Origin of the sequence: Serratia sp. PGPR-27, assembly GCF_022678525.1 — a bacterium.
In the GTDB taxonomy this organism is placed as follows: Bacteria; Pseudomonadota; Gammaproteobacteria; order Enterobacterales; family Enterobacteriaceae; genus Serratia; species Serratia nematodiphila.
On sequence record NZ_JALBYS010000003.1, the window covers coordinates 1 to 18452 of the forward strand.

Genomic DNA, 18452 nt, shown 5'->3' on the forward strand with positions numbered 1-18452 from the left:
CCCCCCCCGCGGCTGTAGATAAACGCCACGCGGTCGATCTCATCGGCGCGCAGCGTCTGCGCCAGCTGCGGCAGCAAGCGATCGACACCGCTCAGCGCCAGTTCGTCCGCCCTCGCGGCCGGCACCGGCGCCTTGCCGGCAAACGCCACGTTGGCGGCGGCGCGCAGATAATAATCCTCCGCACGGTTGAGCGGCAGCAGCCCGCCCTGGCCGTCGCCGATAGCGCGATCGCCGAACCCCGGCAATGCCAGGCGTTTGGCGATGGCAATGCAAAACGCCTCCATGGAAATCGGCTGCCCTTGCGCCGTTTGCGCAGTCGCCGGCGTCACTATCGGCCAGCGCGCGGTGGTGGTCTTACTGGCGACGCCGCCCCAGGGGGCGCTGAATCCCCAACTCTCAAAATTATGGGTGTCCGGGACGATATAGTCGGCCAGCGCCGTCGTTTCGTTGATAAACGCATCGATAGCGATAAACAGCGGCAAACGCGCCGGATCTTTCAGCCGCTCCTCCGCCACGCCGCGCAACCCGGCGATACCGTACAAGGGGTTGGTCATGTTCGAGATCCAGGCTTTCAGCCCGTACGGGTACCCTGCCAGCGCCGAGGTCAGCAGCTCGGTCAACTGCCCGGCGACGAACGGATACCAGGGCGCTTTGGCCGGCCAGGGCGAAATGCCCGCCGCCACTTTTTCGCGGTATTCGTCGGAGGTTTCATAGGCGGCCTTGCTGCGCGCGATATTCAGCCCTTTCGGTTTTACCAGGCCAGGAAACTCGACCAGGTTATAGCGCGGCCCCTCGGCGAAGCCGTTGAATTTACCGCCGCCGACGAACACGCCCCCCGCCAGGCTCAGGTTGCCGATCAGCACGTTAAGCATCATCACCGCCCAGGTATTGTAAAACCCGTTCGCCGCCATCATCCCGCCATGGGCGATCACTGCCGCCTTGCGCCCGTGGGCGGTAAAGGCCTCGGCCAGTGCCGCGATGCGTGCCACCGGCACACCGCATTGCCGGCTGTACGCCTCCGGCGACAGCTTGTCGGCGGCCTCTTTCAAACACTGGAAGCCGCTTTTCACCTCCACCTGCGCGCCATCGTACAGCGTCACCGTACGGGTTACCCACAGCTCGGCGCTGTCGCACGTCTCGGCCGCCACCAGCTCACCCGCGCCGTTGACCACCAGCGGTGACGCCGACCCGGTGCCGTTGAGATCGGCCAGCGTCAGGTGCTGCCCCGCGCGCGGATGCTCGCTCTCGGCGATCACCAGATGCGTGGCATTGGTCCAGCTCTTCTCGCCGGCGCGTTGCATGGCGGCCTCAGACGGGATGGCGAGATAATCGGTCTGATAACGCCGGTGGTCGAGGATCCAACGGATCATCGCCATCGCCAGCGCCGAGTCGGTACCCGGCAATATCGGGACCCAATGGCCATGATCGTCCGCCAACGTGGTGGTCAGCGGCAGCGCCGGCGCCACCACCGCATAACGGAATTCGCTGCGCAATCTGGCGCTGGCCAATTGCCGGGCCTGGCGCTTGAACGGGTTGCCGGACTGCGCCGGTGAGGTCCCCATAAACAGCGCGAATTCGACCTGTTCCCAGTCCGGTTTCACGTGCGGGTTCTTGTCCAGATCGTTCATCAACGCGCCGGAACCGGCACGGTAGGCCAGCCCGCAGTAAGCGCCGTGCGCGCCGAAGTTTTTGCTGCCGAAACTGTTCTGGGCGAAGCGCCGCAGGAAGCTATCGCGCCCGTCGTCACCGGCGTTGGTCACCAATAGCTGGTTGGCTTTCGGCCCCAGCCCCGGCCGTCGGGCATCGATCGGCGTCTCCAGATCGCGGATCGCCCGCAGGCCGTCCACATGCCCCTCGCCGAACAGATTGCCGCCCTCCACCACTTCGGCGATCAACTGCTCAAAGCTGATGCGCTGCCACTTGCCCTCGCCGCGTTTGCCGACGCGCTTCATCGGCTCCAGCACGCGCATCGGGCTGTAAAGCCCCTCCAGCAGCGTGGCGCCGCGTGCGCAGGCGGTGGAACGGGCATCGAGGCCGCGTTCGCCACCCAACTGCGCCAACGCATCCTGCAGCGGCAACGCAGAGTCGACGTGCCGTTCCTGAGACAGCGGATGATAAGGGTTGCCGGCAATGCGCAATACCCGGTCGGTCTGCCTGTCCACCCGTACCCGCACGCCGCATTGCGTCCAGCAGCCGAAACACTGGGTCATCGAGATGGCCTGCTGCGGATTGCCTTGCCATTCCGGCATTGCCCGCCCTTCGGGCGACAGGGAGTTGCCGTTGATGCGATCCAGAGTCACCCGCCCTGAGGTGCCGTGAATCAAGCCGTCGATCGCCCGTTTGGCGACTTCGCGATAGCTCAGGCCGAAAGCGGACAATCCGCCGAAGGCCAGGCCCACTTTCAACCACTGACGCCGGGTGAGTTTAGCCATGTTGTTTTCTCCGCAGTAAAAACGCCTGTGCTTCACGCACCATGATCATTAACGCCAGCCACAAGCCGAAGGTGCCGACGATCGCCAGCAAACCGTCGGTGCCGAGCGGCAGGCTATAAGAGGAGTTAGACGCGCTGTATTTCGGGATGGTTTGTACCTCGATCAACAGCGTCCAGCGCATCAGCCAGCTCAGCACCAGAGCACCGGCCACCAGCAGCGGCGCACCGCCGCGCGGCAAGCGCCGATAGCCGGCCCAGGCGGCGCACGCCAGCGTCAGCCCCCACAGCGCAATCCATCCTGCGGCATACCGGCGCGCCATCGCCTGCGTCTGCAGCCAGTGGCGTACCGCCGCGCCGGATAACGTATCGCCGCATACCCACAGCAGGATCGCCCCGCCGAGCAGCAGCAGTGTCAGCAACATCCCGCGCGCCAGCGGCGCCTGCTGACCGGGCCGTTCGCGCATCGCCAGCAGCAGCAAAGCCAAGAGCGCCTGCAGCGCGCTGAGGAACATCACGATCGGAAACCCGTAGCTGAACCAGATTGGGCGGGCGCGCACGATGGAAACCTCTCGCCCGGTGTACAACAGCAGGCCGATAGCCACCAGCGCGCAGGCGGGCGCTATCCCACGCAACAGCGCAACCGGTCTGCCCGTCAGCCGCGTAAATTCAATCGCGATAAACCACAGGCCGATCAGCAGGGTAAACAGCGGCAAGAACAGCGCGCCCCACGGCATCCACGACCAGGGCGTCGGGTAGGCGTAGAAATGCCAGAAACGGGCGGTTTGATGCAGGTCGGCGGTCAGCGCCAGCGGCGCGGTAATGGCGCACGTCAGCCCGATAAACAGCGCCATGCGCTCCAGATGCGCGGCGTTATCTCCACCGCGCCAGCGCCACACGCAGGCCAGCAGCGCGGCGCAGGCGGCGATGCCGATAAAGAAGAAATATTGTACGGCCCACGGCAGCCAGCTCACCGCCTGCGGCTGGCTCAGCACTTCTGCGATCATCAGTTGGCGGCTCATCGTCTTTCTCCCCATAAGGCGACCTGCGCCCGCCCCGGCAGCGGCGTGACGAAGGCGTCATCCAGCCCCAGATAGAACACGTGGGGCGCGGTTTGGTGCTCCGGCTTGAGAACTTTTATCTCGGCCTCGTGGCGCCGCAGCAGCTTGCTCAGCGTGCTGTGCGGATCGCGCATATCGCCGATGATCCGCGCCCCTCCCACGCACGACTCCACGCATGCCGGCAACAATCCCGCCTCCAGCCGGTGCACGCAAAAGGTGCATTTGTCCGCCGTTTGGGTTGTGTGATTGATAAAACGGGCATCGTACGGACAGGCCTGTACGCAATAGGCGCAACCCACGCAGCGTTTGTTGTCGACCACCACGATCCCGTCCTCGCGCTGAAAGGTGGCCTGTACCGGACATACCGGCACGCAGGGCGGGTTGTCGCAGTGATTGCACAGCCTGGGCAACAGCACGTTGGTCGCAGCGGCTTCGCCTTCGAGGCTGACCTGATACTGGTTTACCGTGGTACGAAACTCCCCGTGCGGCGTCTGGTTTTCAATGGCGCAGCTCACGGTACAAGCCTGGCACCCTACGCAGCGCCGCAGGTCGATCAGCATCGCGTAACGGCGGCTCGCATCCCCCTCGCGCCGCGTCGGTGCTAACGTCAGCCCGGCCTCCGCCACGGAGATCAGCGAAGCCCCCGCCGTCAACACGCCCAGCCGCTGTAAAAACTGCCGTTTACCGAAATCCATGCGCCTCTCCCACGTCCTGGGCATCACCCCGATCACGCTATTGATGCCCGTTAGATGAATAAACAATGTCGATGATTTACAGTGTAAAAATGACATTGGGCTCAGCTCTATTGTGGTTAACCACATACCGGACCTAACGTTGATCTAAAACAAGTGACGGCAGGCAGATTGCCCATCAGGAGGGGCCGTGAGGGTCGTGTTATTACTGCTGCTCAGTCTCGGCTGGGGGATGGCGGCACAGGCGGGCGAGTGGTCGGTCGGCGTGCTGGCGATGCGCGGCGATGCGGCGACCGCGCGTGACTGGCAGCCGCTGATCGACAGGCTCAACGGCAGCGTCGGCGGTGAGCGCTTCCGCCTGCAGCCGCTCGATCTGGCGCAGATGCGCGAAGCGGTCAATCGGGGCAGCGTGCAGTTCGTGGTCACTAATCCGGCGCAGTTCGTGCAGTTGAACAGCCACTATCATCTGCGCTGGCTGGCGTCGTTGCGCGCCGCCAACGGCGATCGGGCAACGGGCAACATCATCGGCAGCGTGATTTTGGTGCGGCGCGACAGCGGCATAACGACGCCGCAGGCGCTGATGGGCAAAACGGTGGGCGCCATCGCTCCGCAGGCCTTCGGCGGCTATCTGACCGGCTATAAGGCGCTCAGCGATGCCGGTATGCGGCCCGAGCGCGATTTTCACCTGCGCTTTACCGGTTTCCCTGCCGACGCCCTGCTCTATCTATTGCGCGAGCGCGCCATTCAGGCCGCTATCGTTCCCGTCTGTCTGCTGGAGAAAATGGGTCAGGAAGGCTTGATCAACCCGGCGGATTTTCGCCCGCTGTTGCAACGGCCCACATCGGTTCCCTGCGTCACCAGCACGCCGCTTTATCCCAACTGGTCGTTCGCCGCCCTGCCCGGTCTGGATAACTCACTGGTGGATGCAGTAGCAAGAGCCTTGCTGACCGCACCGCCGCAGTCTCCCTTTCAGTGGGGCGCACCGGCCTCGACCAGCGCGGTGGAAGCGCTGCTGCGCGCCGTCAATCAGCACCCGGAACAGCGGCGCCTGTGGCTGGATATCAAGAGCTGGCTGATCCAGCATCAGACGGCCGTCAGCCTGTCGCTGGCGGTGCTGGCGCTGTTGATCGTCAACCATATCTGGATCGCGCTGCTGGTGCGCCGGCGTGGGCGACAGCTGCTCCATGCCGGAGAACAACTGCGCCGTCAGGAGCAGGCGCTGGAGAACGCCAGGCAGTTGAACGTGCTGGGAGAGATGGCCTCCGGCTTTGCGCATGAGCTCAACCAGCCGCTGGCAGCCATTCGCCACTATGCGCAAGGGTGCCTGATCCAACTGCGCAAAACGGACGCCGGGCACCCGCTGCTGACGCCGCTGGAAAATATTGATCGGCAGGCGCAGCGCGGCGGCGAGACGATTCATAACCTGCGCCAGTGGGTGCAGCCCCCCACCGAGAAGGTAGACAAGGCGAGCTGGCGCCCCATCTCGATAAACGAAACCGCCGAGCGGGTGTGGGCACTGCTGCGCCTGACGCAACGCTACCCCGACCTGAAACTGTTCAACAACGTGGCACCTTCGCTGACGCTAACCCTGCCGCCGGCGCTGCTGGAACAGCTGCTGGCGAACCTGCTGCTGAACGCGGCGCAGGCCGGCGCCAACGCCGTCTGGCTTTCCGCCGACGAACACGAACGGGCGCTCGATGTGCGTTTGCAGGACAACGCGGGCGGGATGAGCGCGGCCGGGCTGGAGCAGGCTTTCCGCCCCTTCAACACCACCAAGGCCGGCGGCATGGGGCTGGGGTTGGCCATTTGCCGCCGCCTGGCCCGGTATGGCGGCGGCGAGATCCAACTGGCTAACCGCCCCGCCCCCGACAGCCGCAATGGGCTATGCGTCACCCTGCATTTCATATTTAACGATGAGGAAAACCATGCCGCTAATTCATCTGGTGGATGATGACGTCGCCGTCACCGACGCCTGCCATTTTTTACTGACCAGCCTCGGCCACGACGTGCAATGCTGGAATGACAGCACCGACTTTTTGGCGCAGGCCGATCTGTTTCAGACCGGGATCGTCTTGCTGGACATGCGGATGCCGAAACTCGATGGGCACCAGGCCTACGCTGAACTGCGCCGCCTCGGCAGCACGCTGGCGGTGGTGTTCCTGTCCGGCCATGGCGACGTGCCGATGGCGGTGGAGCAGATGAAGTACGGCGCGGTGGACTTCCTGCAAAAACCGATCGCCGCTGAACCGCTGATCGCCGCCCTCGAACGGGCGCGGCAGGTCTCGGCCAAAGCCTGGCGACGCCATGAAACTTGCGGCCGCTACCGCACGCTCACGCCGAAAGAACGCGACATCGCACAGCTGGTGGTGCGAGGCATGATGAACAGGGAAATGGCGGAGCGGTTGAATATCGCCCTGCGCACCGTAGAGGTTCATCGGGCGAAAGTGATGGAGAAAATGCAAGCCGCCAGCCTGGCGGAATTAGTGATTCAGTTGCAGGGATTACCGCACGCCGCGCAAGAATGATCGCATCATACAAAATTCCGCCCCCCCTCTTGCCAACCGGCCTTCCTCAGGCCAGAATACTGTACATTAATTCAGTATTTACAGGTGAGTCATGTTTGTAGAATTGGTGTACGACAAACGCAACGTCGCTGGGCTGCCCAACGCCGCCGAGATTATTCGCAACGAGCTGGAAAAACGCGTGCATGCGCTGTTCCCGGAAGCTGACGTGCGCGTGAAACCGATGCAGGCCAACGGCCTGAACTCCGACGCCAGCAAAAGCGATCGTGAGAAGCTGAACCGAATGTTGGAAGAGATGTTCGAAGAAGCGGATCAGTGGCTGGTCACTGATATATAAACCCAACCTGATGGCTGGGCTCCTCAACCGGCTATTTTACCGCCAGAATACAGCAAACGCTCAGCCCTTGATTAATGGGCTTGACGCGGTGCCTCCCCCATCCGGTTATCGGTTGGTTAGTGTGCACTTTTCCAGCGCATATATACCATAACAAAAAGCCCCAGCATCGCTGCTGGGGCCTCTGTCATGGTGCCGGCTACCGGAATCGAACTGGTGACCTACTGATTACAAGTCAGTTGCTCTACCTACTGAGCTAAGCCGGCTGAATTTGGCGGAAGGACAGAGATTCGAACTCTGGGAGCTGTTACACTCGACGGTTTTCAAGACCGTTGCCTTAAACCACTCGGCCATCCTTCCAATGGGCGCTGATATTAGCGATACCGTTATGAAATGTCTATCATTTTGATGCAAAAAAATGGCATGAGCGGTGCAGTTGCCTAAACTTCAGGCCTTAAACGCTTAAAAAATGAAAAGCCCCGCAAAAGCGAGGCTTTTATGTTCGGCTGAAACGCGATTACTTCGGCTGCGAATCGTAGTCGGAACAGGTTTGATAGCCCTTGTTCATGACATGGCCCGTGTCGTTGTAGCTGACAAAGTACGTTTGCACTTTGCCATCGCGCGGCGCGACAGCATAGGTATCGCAAGTGCCTTGCGCATGAATCAGTGTGGCAGACGTCGACGGCGGACCGGCAATCGCCCGCACCTGCTGCTTGGTCATCCCTACTTTGACATCGCTGACCACCGGCTCATTGACATAACTGGTTGCACGGTCATAGGCGGTGCAGCCGGCAAGAATGGAAAATACCGCTGCAGTACCGACGGCCAAAACCAACTTCTTCGTCATAGCTTGTCCTCTTGGAGTACGTTTGTTGTCCCCTAAGTCTAGAAGTGGAAAGGCTTTTCTACAAATTCCCGTTTGTCGATCGGTGCGGTTTACGCTCGTCGATCAGCGTTTGACGTTTTCCTGTCGTTTCAGCTGCTCTTCAAACCCCTGCTGTGACTCCTGCACGTAACGCTGCAGCCCTGCGGGATCGATAAATGCCTGCGCATCGCCGGCCTGTAAACGCCGCCATTTGTCGGCTAAAGCGAAACGCGTCCCTTTATTGGCGATAAATATATCCGCCTGCACCCGTGCCAAACGGGCGAAACTGCCGCGAATGTCCTCAATCAGCTGCGGATAGTTTTTGTTGCCGATCAGGTAGTAATCCGGTGTAGCCAGGCTGTCAGCATAGATAAAGCGATACGGCTTGCCGTTATGCCGTAGCGTGGTCAACCACGACGTCGCGCCCGGCAGATGCCCCGGCGTCATCATCGCGGTCAGCGTCAGGCCGCCAAGGGTGATGCTGTCGCCATCGGCAACCACAATATCCGTTTGCACGGCCGGGAAAGTGAGCGAATCCCCCAACGCGAAATCCTGCCGTCCACCTAACGCCAACTGGCGCGCATTGGCCGCGCTGGCCACCAGCCTCGCGCCGCTCCAGCGTTTCAGCTGCGCAATGCCGCCGGCCTGATCGAGCCTTGCATGGCTGTTCAGGATATATTTCAGATCCTTAATGCTGAACCCCAGCCGTTCGATATTCGCTTTGATGCCCGGCGCACTGCTCTCCAACCCCGCATCGATCAAAATCAATCCCTGCGGCGTGCTCAACAATACCGACGACAGGTTGCTCGTGCCGACGTAATACACCTGCTCAAAGATCTGGAACGGCGCTATCGGCTGCACCCACTCTTCAAACAGCGAGTATGGCGGAGCGCTAGACAACGGCTGCGCCGGGTCTAACTTCGCCTGCGTGGAGAAGCTCAAGGAAAAGGCCATCGCCATCAGATAATGCATGCTTTTTTTCATTTTTCTCTTCTGTCTGTGTCAACCGGGCAGGAGTATACTCGGCCTTATATTGAACAGTATTCAATTAAAAAAAGGACAATTGATGAATATTCTACAAATGGACATGAATCTGCTGAAAGTGCTGTATCTGCTGATGGTAACGGGTTCCAGCCGTAAAACCGCCGAGCGGCTGGGCATCAGCACCTCCGCCGTCAGTCATGCGCTGGCTCGCCTGCGGGAAGTGTTGGATGACCCGCTGTTTCGCCGAGAAGGCCATCGCCAGGTTCCCACCCTGTTTGCACTGTCGTTGAAAGACAAATTGGCGCCGCTGTTCTCCTCGCTGGACAGTGAAATGTTCGGCCAACAACCGCAGGCGCCGCGTCGCTTCACGCTGGTGGCGCCCCCCGCTCTGCACCCTATTCTGTTGCCTTTGCTGGCGGAAAAGGGCGCCGCTTGCCATGCCGATATTCACTGCCAAAACTTTGAACGACGCGCCTGGCGCGAAGAGCTGCTTGAGGGGAGCGTCGATCTGGTGCTGGCGGTGGGCGATCATCAACAACGCACCAGCGCACTGCATTATGAAGCGCTTGGGCGCACTCGCCTGATTGCGCTGTATGGCCCGCCGCTATACCCAGTCCTGCAAGATAAACGCGCGCTGGCCTTCAGCGAACTGGCGGATTACGCGCATTATTATTGCCATCCGTGGCCACAAACGGAAAACGAGCTGGATCGGCAGCTTGAGCGCCAGGGGTTGCACCGCCGCATTGCCCTGAACTGCGCCGACTACGCACAACTTCCACCGGTGCTGCGCCGCGCGCCGTTGCTGGCGGTAGTGCCTCAACCATGGTTTACCGCCCAGCCCGACAAGCACGGGTTAAGCGCGCTGCCGATTAGCGATAACCTGGCTATCGGTCACCTTTTTTCTCAATACCGAAAAGGCGAGCCGGAGTGGCGAAAGCGGCTGATTTCCGCCATCCACGCCGAGCTGCGACACTACTACCGCTAAGTAGGATCAGAAACCGAAGTCGCTCAGCGCCGGGACATCGTCCGGGCGCCGACCGAGCGGCCAATGAAAACGCCGATCCTGTTCGCGAATCGGCATGTCGTTGATGCAGGCATGGCGGTTAATCATCAATCCATCCTGATTAAACTCCCAGTTTTCGTTGCCAAAGCTGCGATACCAGTTGCCGGAATCGTCGCGCCACTCATAGGCGAAACGCACCGCGATGCGCGCGCCGTCAAACGCCCACAGTTCCTTAATCAGCCGATACTCCAGCTCTTTCGCCCACTTGCGTTGCAAAAATGCGACCACCGCCGCGCGGCCGTCGACAAACTCTGCGCGATTACGCCAATGGGTATCGAGAGAATAGACCTGCGACACCCGCTCAGGATCGCGGCTGTTCCAGGCATCCTCCGCCAACCGCACTTTTTCGCTGGCCGATTCACGGGTGAAAGGCGGCAATGGGGGTTTAATGCTCATGATCATCTCCTGCGTAATAATGTAGACAACTCTGTCTACATTATTACGCTAGCGCATGTAGACAGAGTTGTCTACAATCACTCGAAAATAGCCTGGGAGAAAATGATGACCGCCGATCGCAATACCTTACCCGCCCGCCAGCGCATCCTGTTGACGGCCCACGATCTGTTTTATCAGGAAGGGATCCGCGCCACCGGCATCGATCGCATCATCAAGGAATCAGGCGTCACTAAGGTGACGTTTTATCGCCACTTTCCCAGCAAGAACGAATTGATTACGGCGTTTTTGGCCTATCGCCACCAGCAGTGGCTCACCTGGTTCAGCACAGCGCTGGATCGCCATGTGGCACAGAGCGGCGGGTTGCTGCCGGCGCTGGCGCCCTGCCTGGCGGAATGGTTCGACGATCCGCGCTTTCGCGGCTGCGCGTTTATCAATACGGCGGTGGAAATCGCCGATCTGCTGCCGGAAAGCCTGCAAATCGCCGGCCGGCATAAACGGCAAATGGCGGATGAACTGGCGCGTCACCTGCCCGCCGGCCCACAGCGGGAAAAGCGGGCGGCAATGCTGGCGATGCTGATCGACGGCGCCATCGTCAGAGTGCAGATAGAGCGGCAACCGCAGGCCGCGCTGCAGGTGCTGAATGCCGCGTTGGACATGTTGGCGCAAGGCGGGTTCGATCAGTAATTGGCCCAAATGCCCGGCGTCACCAGTTCCAACAGATGGGCGTCGGGATCGCGAAAATAAATGCTCTCCCCGCCGTGTTCCCAGCGCATCCGCCCCTCAATCTCCACGCCGTTGGCCACCAGATGCCGTTCCCAGTGCGGCAACTGCTCTTTCGCCACCGCCAGCCCGATATGCGCCGGCCCCACGCCATCGTGCGCAGGAATAAACCCGGTCGGGTAGTGCGCCCCGCGCAGCGAATCACCTTCGATAAACAACAACAGTACGCTCCGATCGCCGACGTTGTAGGCGCGAAACCGTTCGTTGGCGACCATCGTCGGCAGCTTCAGCACCTCCTGGTAAAACGCGTCCGCGCGTTCAATATCGCTGACGTACAGCACCGTTTCTATCACCCTGTCGATCTTGAGTTCCATAATAGCCTCCGCTCTGTTTTCCGTTCTGACAGCGTAGGTCGAACGGAGGCGAGCCAAAGCGCTTCCCGAGCCGACAACGGATCAATCCGTGCTTTTTACCAGCAAAAAAAACGCGGCCCGAAGGCCGCGCTGTGTGATTCACACGCTGGTGCTTAGAACTGGTAAACCAGGCCCACGGCAACCACGTTGTCGGTGTTGATGCCGGCAGCGTCGGTGAAGTCGTTGTTGTCCATCAGGTTGATTTTGTAATCAACATAGGTAGACATGTTTTTGTTGAAGAAGTAGGTCGCACCCAGGTCGACGAATTTGACCAGGTCTTGATCGCCGTAGTCCTTGCCGTTGCCGGCGCGGCCCAGGTCTTTACCTTTGGTCTGGTTATAGCCGACGAACGGACGCAGACCGAAGTCGAACTGGTAGTGCGCATAGGCTTCGAAGCTCTGCGCCTTGTTGGCGTAGCCGTAAGCACCATCATCCTTGGCAGAGCTGCCGAAACGCGCCGCGTTGTAGGACTGGGTGAACATCACCGCCAGGTAGACGTCGTTGGCGTCATATTTCAGACCGCCGGAGTAGCCTTCCGCCTTGTCGCCGCGGCCCATGATGTTCTGGTGACCGTTACCGCCGTTCTGCTCGCTGGTGCGGCGAGAGTTGAAGAAGGCGCCCGCGGCGCTGATGCCGTAGCCCATGTCATAGCTCATGGACATGCCGTAGCCTTCGCCGTTTTGGCCCAGAACGTCGCGACCATTGTTGGTCTCTTCGCCGTTGCCGTTTTTACCCTGGTACTGCAGGGCGAAGTTCAGGCCGTCAACCAGACCGAAGAAATCATTGTTACGGTAGGTCGCCAGGCCGCTGGAACGCTGGAACATGAACTGGTCGGCGCCGTAGGTCATACCGTCGAACTCGGGCTGCAAGTCGGTATACGCCGCGACGTCGTACAGCACGCCGGTGTTACGGCCGTAGTCGAAGGAGCCGTAGTCGCCGAATTTCAGACCGGCGAAGCCGTAACGGGTGAAGTTCTTGTTGTCCTGGCTTTCAGCGTGGTTCAGGTTCGCCTGATATTCCCACTGGCCGTAACCGGTCAGCTGATCGCTGATTTGCGTTTCGCCGCGCAGGCCAAAACGCATATAAGACTGATCGCCGTCCACGCCGTTGTTGCTGGAGAAATAGTGAAGCCCGTTTACTTTACCGTACAAATCCAGTTTATTACCGTCTTTGTTGTAGATTTCCGCCGCGCCTGCTGTGCCTGCAACCAGCAGTGCGGGTACCATCAGAGAGAGTACTCGAAGTTTCATCGTTATTATCCTCGTTAATTATGTCGAGCTACGGCCACTGCCCTTTTCGAGCATTATTAGCACGACTGTGCATTACCATTCTGGTAACAAGGGTTATATTAATCCAGAAAGAAAATGATACCAAGTATCCGATAGTGTTTCATTGTAATTAATAAAGGTTTCAAAATGTAAATACGCGCGAACTTTCACAAAACATTACAGACAAACAAAATAAAGCACTTAAAGATAAAAAATAGACTAACTGATAAAAAATCATGTAGTTATACATATCTTTAAGAAAAAAAAGCCAACCATACAATTGAGCGAGACAATAAGCACATTGTGCCAAAACGCGAACCACGCGCAGCCGCTATAATCACCTCGCTATCATCATTATTTTCATTATTACCTTCATTATCCGAAGATAATTTCTGCATTCCTTTAACCGGCTTCTGGCCGGTTTTTTATTTTCCTCCCTACCCTCCTCACAATTTCAGCCCGTACAAATAGCACGCAAATAAATAACCTAATGATATAGTTTCATTAATTTACTTTCGCACTAATTGCTAATCTTTTTCCTTATTTTAGCCTACAAATTGAACTTGCTTTTCATTTCGTGCTTTATCTCATCGATTATTTCCCGCCGCAGGCACAATTAGCCGCAGAGATTCAGTTCTGGTAATCTGAAAAAAGCGCACCTTCAGCGAGTAAAATTCATGATGCCCTTTCAACCCGACGTGCTGTGGCGGCGGCTGCAAAGTTCCCCCTTCCGCGCTCGCTTCCGTTTAAATGCCAAGGACCAGACTTATCTCGAGGGTAAGGGATTGCCGCTGATCCTCAGCCATGCCCGCGATTTTATCGACCGCCGCCTGGCCGCCGCCCACCCTAAAAACGACGGCAAGCAAACCCCGATGCGTGGCCACCCGGTGTTCGTCGCCCAGCACGCCACTGCCACCTGCTGCCGCGGCTGTCTGGAAAAGTGGCACGGCATACCGCAGGGCGTCGCACTGGACGAACAGCAAAAGGACTATATTGTCCAGGCTATCGCGCTGTGGCTGGTGCGCAGAGGCGGTGCCAGGGATGTGTCAGGCACGAATATTTTCGACCCGGATCGCGGATTGTGATAAAAACTGTCAGTAACTTTCACCATTCTTTTGACCCAAGATCCTGACGCTTACATGACAGCCACCTTGTGCAATGAACAGCAAACGCCCGGCGTTCCTCAACAGATCGCCACCCGTCTGGCCTTTTTCGTCGCCGGTCTCGGCATGGCCGCCTGGGCGCCGCTGGTCCCCTTCGCCAAAGCGCGCATCGGTATCGATGACGGCTCGCTCGGCCTGTTGCTGCTCTGTATCGGCGCCGGCTCCATGTTGGCGATGCCGCTGACCGGTTTCCTGACCGGCAAACTGGGTTGCCGTGCGGTGATCCTGATGGCCGGGCTCGGGTTGTGCATCGATCTGCCGCTGTTGGCGCTGATGGACTCCCTCGGCGGCATGGCCGCGGCGCTGCTGCTGTTCGGCGCGGCGATCGGCATGATCGACGTAGCGATGAACGTGCAGGCGGTGATCGTCGAACGCGCCAGCGGCAAGGCGATGATGTCCGGTTTTCACGGTTTCTTCAGCATCGGCGGCATTGCCGGCGCCGGCGGCGTCAGCGCGCTGCTGTGGCTGGGGCTGACGCCGCTGCAATCCACCCTGCTCACCGTGCTGGCGGTGATCGCGCTGCTGACGCTGGCCAGCCGCCATCTGCTGCGTGAGAGCGGCGCCGATGACGGCGGGCCGATGTTCGTCTTGCCGCGCGGCTGGGTGATGTTCATCGGCATTTTGTGCTTTATCATGTTCTTGGCGGAAGGATCGATGCTCGACTGGAGCGCGCTGTTTCTCACCACATTGCGCGGCGTCGAACACAGCCAGGCCGGTCTGGGCTATGCGCTGTTTTCCATCACCATGACGCTCGGCCGGCTCAATGGCGATCGGGTGGTTAACTCGCTGGGCCGCTACCGGGTGCTGCTGCTGGGCAGCCTGTGTGCCGCTCTCGGCCTGAGCCTGGCCATCGCCTTCAATCACGCTACCGTTTCGCTGGTCGGTTTCATGCTGGTCGGCCTGGGCGCCTCGAACGTCGTGCCGATCCTGTTCAGCGCCGCAGGCAACCAGCGCGACATGCCGGCCAACTTGGCGATCGCTTCCGTCACCACCGTCGGCTATGCCGGTATTCTGGCCGGCCCGGCGCTGATCGGCTTCATCGCTCAGTTTTCCAGCCTGACGGTGGCCTTCGCTTGCGTAGCCGCTCTGCTGTTGGCGGTGGCCGCCAGCGCCAGGGCCGTCACTCGCTGATTCAGGAATGCGCAGCCACTATGCAAAATAAACAATTGACCATAAGCTCCAGCAACATTACCCGCTGCTTCCTGCTGTTTATCGTGCTGCTGACGATCGGCATCGGCCTGTATGGCTACAACTACACCAACGCCTGGCTGGCGGAAAAAAAGTACACGCTGAACAGCATCGCCGGTTCGCTGCAAAAGCGTATCGATGCCTACCGCTATATGACCTATCAGGTCTATGACAAATTCGGCAATGCGCCGGCGCAGAATGTCGATCCCGGTTTGCAGGAAACCCGCCTGCGGCCCGATGTCTATTATGTCGAGAAACCGCACAAGAAAACCGACGCGGTGATCTTCGGCAGCCATGACGAAAACACGCTGGCGATGATCGCCAACATCTCGGACTACCTGGACACCCGCTGGGGCGCCAAGACCGAGAACTACGCCATGTATTACCTCAATGGTCAGGACAATAGCCTCAGCCTGATCACCACCCAGCCGCTCAAAGAGCTGGCTTCGCGCTTTCGGGAAAGCTACCTGACCACCTCGGCGGACGAACGCCGCGCCGAGATGCTGCAACAGGCCAATATGCTCGACGAACGCGAGAGCTTTTCCGACCTGCGCAAGCAGCGCTTCCAGAACGCCTATTCGTTCTCGATTCGCACCACTTTCAATCAGCCGGGGCATCTGGCGACGGTGATCGCCTTCGATTTGCCAATCAACGACATCATTCCGGCCAATCTGGCCCGCGCCAATTTCCTGCTGCTGCCGGACGATGTCGATCTCGACGATAGCGCCATCCCGGCGGAAACCGTCCTCGGTACCCATGCGACGATGAGCGGCGGCTGGGTGGAATTCAGCGCCGCTCTGCCCAATGCACCGCTGAAGGTGATGTATCGCGTTTCGGCCATCAATCTGGCCATCGATCTGCTGCGCAACAACATTTGGCTGATCGCAGTCAACTTGCTGCTGCTGGCGCTGTCGATGCTGAGCATCTACTTTATCCGCCGCCAGTACATTCGCCCGAGCGAAAACATGGCGGTAGAGCTGGAGGCCGAGCGCGCGCTGAATCAGGAGATCGTCTCCAGCCTGCCCTCCGGCCTGCTGGTCTACAGCTTCGCCAACAATACGGTGATCGCCAGCAACAAAATCGCCGAGCACCTGCTGCCGCACCTCAGCCTGCAAAAGATCGCCCATATGGCCGAACAGCATCACGGTGTGATCCAGGCGACGGTCAACAACGAGGTGTATGAAATCCGCATTTTCCGCAGCCAGCTGTCGCCGGACACCTACCTGTTCCTGATGCACGATCAGGATAAAGAGGTGATGGTGAACAAGCGGCTGCAGCAGGCGCGGCGCGAATACGACAAGAACGTGCAGGCGCGCAAACTGATGTTGCACAACCTGGGCATCGAACTGAATCAGCCGGTGCGCCAGATGCACGATCTGGTCGACCGTCTGCACAGCCGGCCGGATGAGGAACAACAGCAGGCGCTGCTGGGCCAGCTGACGGCGGCGTCGGCTTCGGTGCTGGAGTTGATCGATAACATCACCCTGCTGACCCGGCTGGAAACCCAGGACTGGCAACCCACGCGCGAACCGTTCAACCCGACGGCGATGATCGACGAGTTGCTGCTTGAGGCCCTGCCTGCCCTTAATCAGAAGGGGCTGGCACTGTTCAAGCATTTCCAGCTGGACGTCGAGCAGAACTATATCGGCGATGCCAACGCGCTGCGCAAGGTGATCTCGCTGCTGGTGCATTACGCCATTATCACCACCGCCTGCGGCAAGGTTTCTCTGGTTATCGACCATGAGCCCGAGCACCCTGACCGCCTGATTTTCCAAATTAACGATACCGGCTCCGGCATCTCCAACGAAGAGATCAGCAACCTTAACTATCCGTTCCTCAGCCAGACGCTGGTGGATCGCTTCAACCACGGTTCCGGCCTCACTTTCTTCCTGTGCAATCAGCTGTGCAAGAAGCTTAACGGCCAGTTGGACATTCGCAGCAAGGTGGATATCGGCACTCGCTACACCATCCGCGTCGCCATGGAGATGGAGAAAAAAGAGCCGCAGGAGCAGGAAAAGCTGCTCGACGGCGTCACCGCCCTGCTGGACATCACGTCAGATGAAGTGCGCGGCATCGTGACCCGTCTGCTGCAGGCCTATGGCGCCGACTGCCTCGTCGCCGAAGATCGCGCGGTCAACCGCGATTATGACGTGCTGCTGACCGATAACCCGCAGCGCGCCGATGATTACACCCTGTTGCTGGCGACCGATGAGCCGGGCTGGCAAGCGCTGGATAAACGCTACATTCGGGTGAACTATAATCTGAACGGCGCATTAATCGACGCCGTGCTGATGCTGATCGAACAGCAAATGGCCGCGCTGGAACAGGAAGAAAGCCCGCTTTCATTGAGCTCAGAAGATATCCAACTCTATGAAAAACAATTGAAATCAAGTGATTACTATGGGCTGTTTGTCGATACAGTACCCGACGATGTCAAAAAACTGTATACTGAGGCGGGCAGCAGTGATTTCAATGCGCTGTCACAAACCGCACACCGCCTGAAAGGCGTGTTTGCCATGTTAAATCTGCTTCCCGGCAAGCAGCTGTGCGAATCGTTAGAACAGCGCATCGCAGAAGGTGATGCGCCCGAGATCGAGAATAACATCAGTCAGATTGATTTTTTCGTCAGCAGACTGCTGAAGCAAGGTAGCCAACAACATGAATAACCTGAACGTAATTATTGCTGATGACCATCCTATCGTACTGTTTGGCATCCGGAAGTCACTTGAGCAAATTGAATGGGTGAATGTCGTTGGGGAGTTCGAAGACTCAACCGCACTGATCAACAATCTGTCCAAGCTGGACGCCAACGTGCTGATCACCGATCTGTCGATGCCGGGTGACAAATATGGCGACGGCATCACGCTGATTAAATACATCAAGCGTCATTATCCGCAGTTGTCGATCATCGTGCTGACCATGAACAACAACCCGGCGATCCTGAGCGCGGTACTGGATCTGGATATTGAAGGCATCGTGCTGAAACAAGGCGCGCCGACCGATCTGCCTAAGGCGCTGGCCGCCCTGCAAAAAGGCAAGAAGTTCACGCCGGAAAGCGTCTCCAAACTGCTGGAGAAGATCAGCGCCAGCGGCTATGGCGACAAACGCCTGTCGCCGAAAGAGAGCGAAGTGCTGCGTCTGTTCGCCGAAGGTTTCCTGGTGACCGAAATCGCCAAGAAACTCAACCGCAGCATCAAAACCATCAGCAGCCAGAAGAAATCGGCGATGATGAAGCTGGGCGTCGAGAACGACATCGCCCTGCTCAACTACCTCTCGTCCGTCAGCATGACGCCGTTGGACAAAGACTAAAGCCCGCCTCACGGCAGGTTAACGCCAAACAGGCACGGCATCCGCC

Annotated in this window: 17 protein-coding genes and 2 tRNA genes; 9 read left to right on the forward strand and 10 right to left on the reverse strand. The window is 59.1% G+C overall.

From position 1 onward, the window contains the following. The 3 genes from MMS95_RS02315 to ttrB form a co-directional block, all read right to left on the reverse strand. On the reverse strand, nt 1-2432 hold a 2432-nt coding region (locus tag MMS95_RS02315), incomplete at its 3' end, for a molybdopterin-dependent oxidoreductase (RefSeq protein ID WP_242141361.1). Next, nucleotides 2425-3450, reverse strand: a complete 1026-nt coding sequence (gene ttrC / locus MMS95_RS02320; RefSeq protein WP_088381794.1) for a tetrathionate reductase subunit TtrC — start codon at nt 3448-3450, stop codon at nt 2425-2427. The genes MMS95_RS02315 and ttrC, both read right to left, overlap by 8 nt. Beyond that, on the reverse strand, nt 3447-4184 hold the full coding sequence (ttrB, locus tag MMS95_RS02325; protein ID WP_004935793.1) for a tetrathionate reductase subunit TtrB: 738 nt from the start codon (nt 4182-4184) through the stop codon (nt 3447-3449). The genes ttrC and ttrB overlap by 4 nt, the downstream gene beginning before the upstream one ends. Before the next feature lie 229 nt (nt 4185-4413). Here ttrB and ttrS point away from each other — a divergent pair, with 229 nt between their 5' ends. The 3 genes from ttrS (at nt 4414) to MMS95_RS02340 (ending at nt 7040) form a co-directional block, all read left to right on the forward strand. Next, nucleotides 4414-6132, forward strand: coding sequence for a tetrathionate respiration histidine kinase TtrS (ttrS, locus tag MMS95_RS02330; RefSeq protein WP_242141383.1), 1719 nt, complete (start codon nt 4414-4416; stop codon nt 6130-6132). Beyond that, nucleotides 6107-6706 carry a tetrathionate respiration response regulator TtrR gene (gene ttrR / locus MMS95_RS02335; protein ID WP_021505932.1) on the forward strand — a complete coding sequence of 200 codons (600 nt, stop codon included), beginning with the start codon at nt 6107-6109 and terminating at the stop codon, nt 6704-6706. The genes ttrS and ttrR overlap by 26 nt, the downstream gene beginning before the upstream one ends. 91 nt (nt 6707-6797) lie before the next feature. Beyond that, nucleotides 6798-7040: a DinI family protein gene (locus MMS95_RS02340; protein ID WP_004935803.1), complete on the forward strand. Its 243-nt coding sequence runs from the start codon at nt 6798-6800 to the stop codon at nt 7038-7040. Between the two features lie 187 nt (nt 7041-7227). On the opposite strand, the gene MMS95_RS02345 is transcribed toward MMS95_RS02340, so the two are convergent. From MMS95_RS02345 to blaSPR, 4 genes are all read right to left on the reverse strand, one after another. After that, nucleotides 7228-7303: transfer RNA gene (locus MMS95_RS02345), tRNA-Thr, on the reverse strand. Between the two features lie 6 nt (nt 7304-7309). After that, nucleotides 7310-7397 (reverse strand) — tRNA-Ser (locus MMS95_RS02350). A gap of 157 nt (nt 7398-7554) precedes the next feature. After that, nucleotides 7555-7884 carry an osmotically-inducible lipoprotein OsmE gene (osmE, locus tag MMS95_RS02355; RefSeq protein WP_004935874.1) on the reverse strand — a complete coding sequence of 110 codons (330 nt, stop codon included), beginning with the start codon at nt 7882-7884 and terminating at the stop codon, nt 7555-7557. 102 nt (nt 7885-7986) lie between these two features. Next, nucleotides 7987-8886 (reverse strand): SPR family subclass B3 metallo-beta-lactamase, encoded by a 900-nt coding sequence (blaSPR, locus tag MMS95_RS02360; protein ID WP_242141362.1) that lies wholly within the window; start codon nt 8884-8886, stop codon nt 7987-7989. 82 nt (nt 8887-8968) lie between these two features. On the opposite strand from blaSPR, the gene MMS95_RS02365 reads away from it, so the two are divergent. Beyond that, nucleotides 8969-9871, forward strand: coding sequence for a LysR family transcriptional regulator (locus MMS95_RS02365; protein ID WP_015378549.1), 903 nt, complete (start codon nt 8969-8971; stop codon nt 9869-9871). A 6-nt stretch (nt 9872-9877) separates the two neighbouring features. On the opposite strand, the gene MMS95_RS02370 is transcribed toward MMS95_RS02365, so the two are convergent. Further along, entirely contained in the window at nt 9878-10345 is a 468-nt protein-coding gene (locus MMS95_RS02370) for a nuclear transport factor 2 family protein (protein WP_004935882.1), read from the reverse strand. A 105-nt stretch (nt 10346-10450) separates the two neighbouring features. Between MMS95_RS02370 and MMS95_RS02375 the strand changes: the two genes are divergently transcribed. After that, the gene (locus tag MMS95_RS02375) at nt 10451-11029 is read left to right on the forward strand and encodes a TetR/AcrR family transcriptional regulator (RefSeq protein WP_088381795.1); all 579 of its coding nucleotides are present in this window, start codon (nt 10451-10453) and stop codon (nt 11027-11029) included. On the opposite strand, the gene MMS95_RS02380 is transcribed toward MMS95_RS02375, so the two are convergent. Together MMS95_RS02380 and ompC are read right to left on the reverse strand one after the other, a co-directional pair. Continuing rightward, a complete protein-coding gene (locus MMS95_RS02380; protein WP_015378551.1) occupies nt 11023-11439 on the reverse strand; it encodes a VOC family protein in 417 nt (138 codons plus the stop codon). The genes MMS95_RS02375 and MMS95_RS02380 overlap by 7 nt on opposite strands. Nucleotides 11440-11591: 152 nt before the next feature. Next, entirely contained in the window at nt 11592-12728 is a 1137-nt protein-coding gene (gene ompC / locus MMS95_RS02385) for a porin OmpC (RefSeq protein ID WP_015378552.1), read from the reverse strand. Between the two features lie 695 nt (nt 12729-13423). Between ompC and MMS95_RS02390 the strand changes: the two genes are divergently transcribed. From MMS95_RS02390 to rcsB, 4 genes are read left to right on the forward strand one after another with little or no spacing between them, the layout of a single operon-like run. Next, nucleotides 13424-13831: a DUF4186 domain-containing protein gene (locus MMS95_RS02390; RefSeq protein WP_015378553.1), complete on the forward strand. Its 408-nt coding sequence runs from the start codon at nt 13424-13426 to the stop codon at nt 13829-13831. A gap of 54 nt (nt 13832-13885) precedes the next feature. Then, nucleotides 13886-15040, forward strand: coding sequence for an MFS transporter (locus MMS95_RS02395; RefSeq protein ID WP_031300733.1), 1155 nt, complete (start codon nt 13886-13888; stop codon nt 15038-15040). A 20-nt stretch (nt 15041-15060) separates the two neighbouring features. Next, entirely contained in the window at nt 15061-17763 is a 2703-nt protein-coding gene (gene rcsD, locus MMS95_RS02400) for a phosphotransferase RcsD (protein ID WP_015378555.1), read from the forward strand. Then, on the forward strand, nt 17756-18406 hold the full coding sequence (rcsB, locus tag MMS95_RS02405) for a response regulator transcription factor RcsB (RefSeq protein ID WP_004935900.1): 651 nt from the start codon (nt 17756-17758) through the stop codon (nt 18404-18406). Before rcsD ends, rcsB begins: the two co-directional genes overlap by 8 nt. The last annotated feature ends 46 nt before the right edge of the window (nt 18407-18452 follow it).

Coding starts and splice junctions, on each gene's coding strand:
- ttrC (WP_088381794.1), bottom strand. CDS start 3,450: ATGAGCCGCCAACTGATGATCGCAGAAGTGCTGAGCCAGCCGCAGGCG.
- ttrB (WP_004935793.1), bottom strand. CDS start 4,184: ATGGATTTCGGTAAACGGCAGTTTTTACAGCGGCTGGGCGTGTTGACG.
- ttrS (WP_242141383.1), top strand. CDS start 4,414: ATGGCGGCACAGGCGGGCGAGTGGTCGGTCGGCGTGCTGGCGATGCGC.
- ttrR (WP_021505932.1), top strand. CDS start 6,107: ATGCCGCTAATTCATCTGGTGGATGATGACGTCGCCGTCACCGACGCC.
- MMS95_RS02340 (WP_004935803.1), top strand. CDS start 6,798: ATGTTTGTAGAATTGGTGTACGACAAACGCAACGTCGCTGGGCTGCCC.
- osmE (WP_004935874.1), bottom strand. CDS start 7,884: ATGACGAAGAAGTTGGTTTTGGCCGTCGGTACTGCAGCGGTATTTTCC.
- blaSPR (WP_242141362.1), bottom strand. CDS start 8,886: ATGAAAAAAAGCATGCATTATCTGATGGCGATGGCCTTTTCCTTGAGC.
- MMS95_RS02365 (WP_015378549.1), top strand. CDS start 8,969: ATGAATATTCTACAAATGGACATGAATCTGCTGAAAGTGCTGTATCTG.
- MMS95_RS02370 (WP_004935882.1), bottom strand. CDS start 10,345: ATGAGCATTAAACCCCCATTGCCGCCTTTCACCCGTGAATCGGCCAGC.
- MMS95_RS02375 (WP_088381795.1), top strand. CDS start 10,451: ATGACCGCCGATCGCAATACCTTACCCGCCCGCCAGCGCATCCTGTTG.
- MMS95_RS02380 (WP_015378551.1), bottom strand. CDS start 11,439: ATGGAACTCAAGATCGACAGGGTGATAGAAACGGTGCTGTACGTCAGC.
- ompC (WP_015378552.1), bottom strand. CDS start 12,728: ATGAAACTTCGAGTACTCTCTCTGATGGTACCCGCACTGCTGGTTGCA.
- MMS95_RS02390 (WP_015378553.1), top strand. CDS start 13,424: ATGATGCCCTTTCAACCCGACGTGCTGTGGCGGCGGCTGCAAAGTTCC.
- MMS95_RS02395 (WP_031300733.1), top strand. CDS start 13,886: ATGACAGCCACCTTGTGCAATGAACAGCAAACGCCCGGCGTTCCTCAA.
- rcsD (WP_015378555.1), top strand. CDS start 15,061: ATGCAAAATAAACAATTGACCATAAGCTCCAGCAACATTACCCGCTGC.
- rcsB (WP_004935900.1), top strand. CDS start 17,756: ATGAATAACCTGAACGTAATTATTGCTGATGACCATCCTATCGTACTG.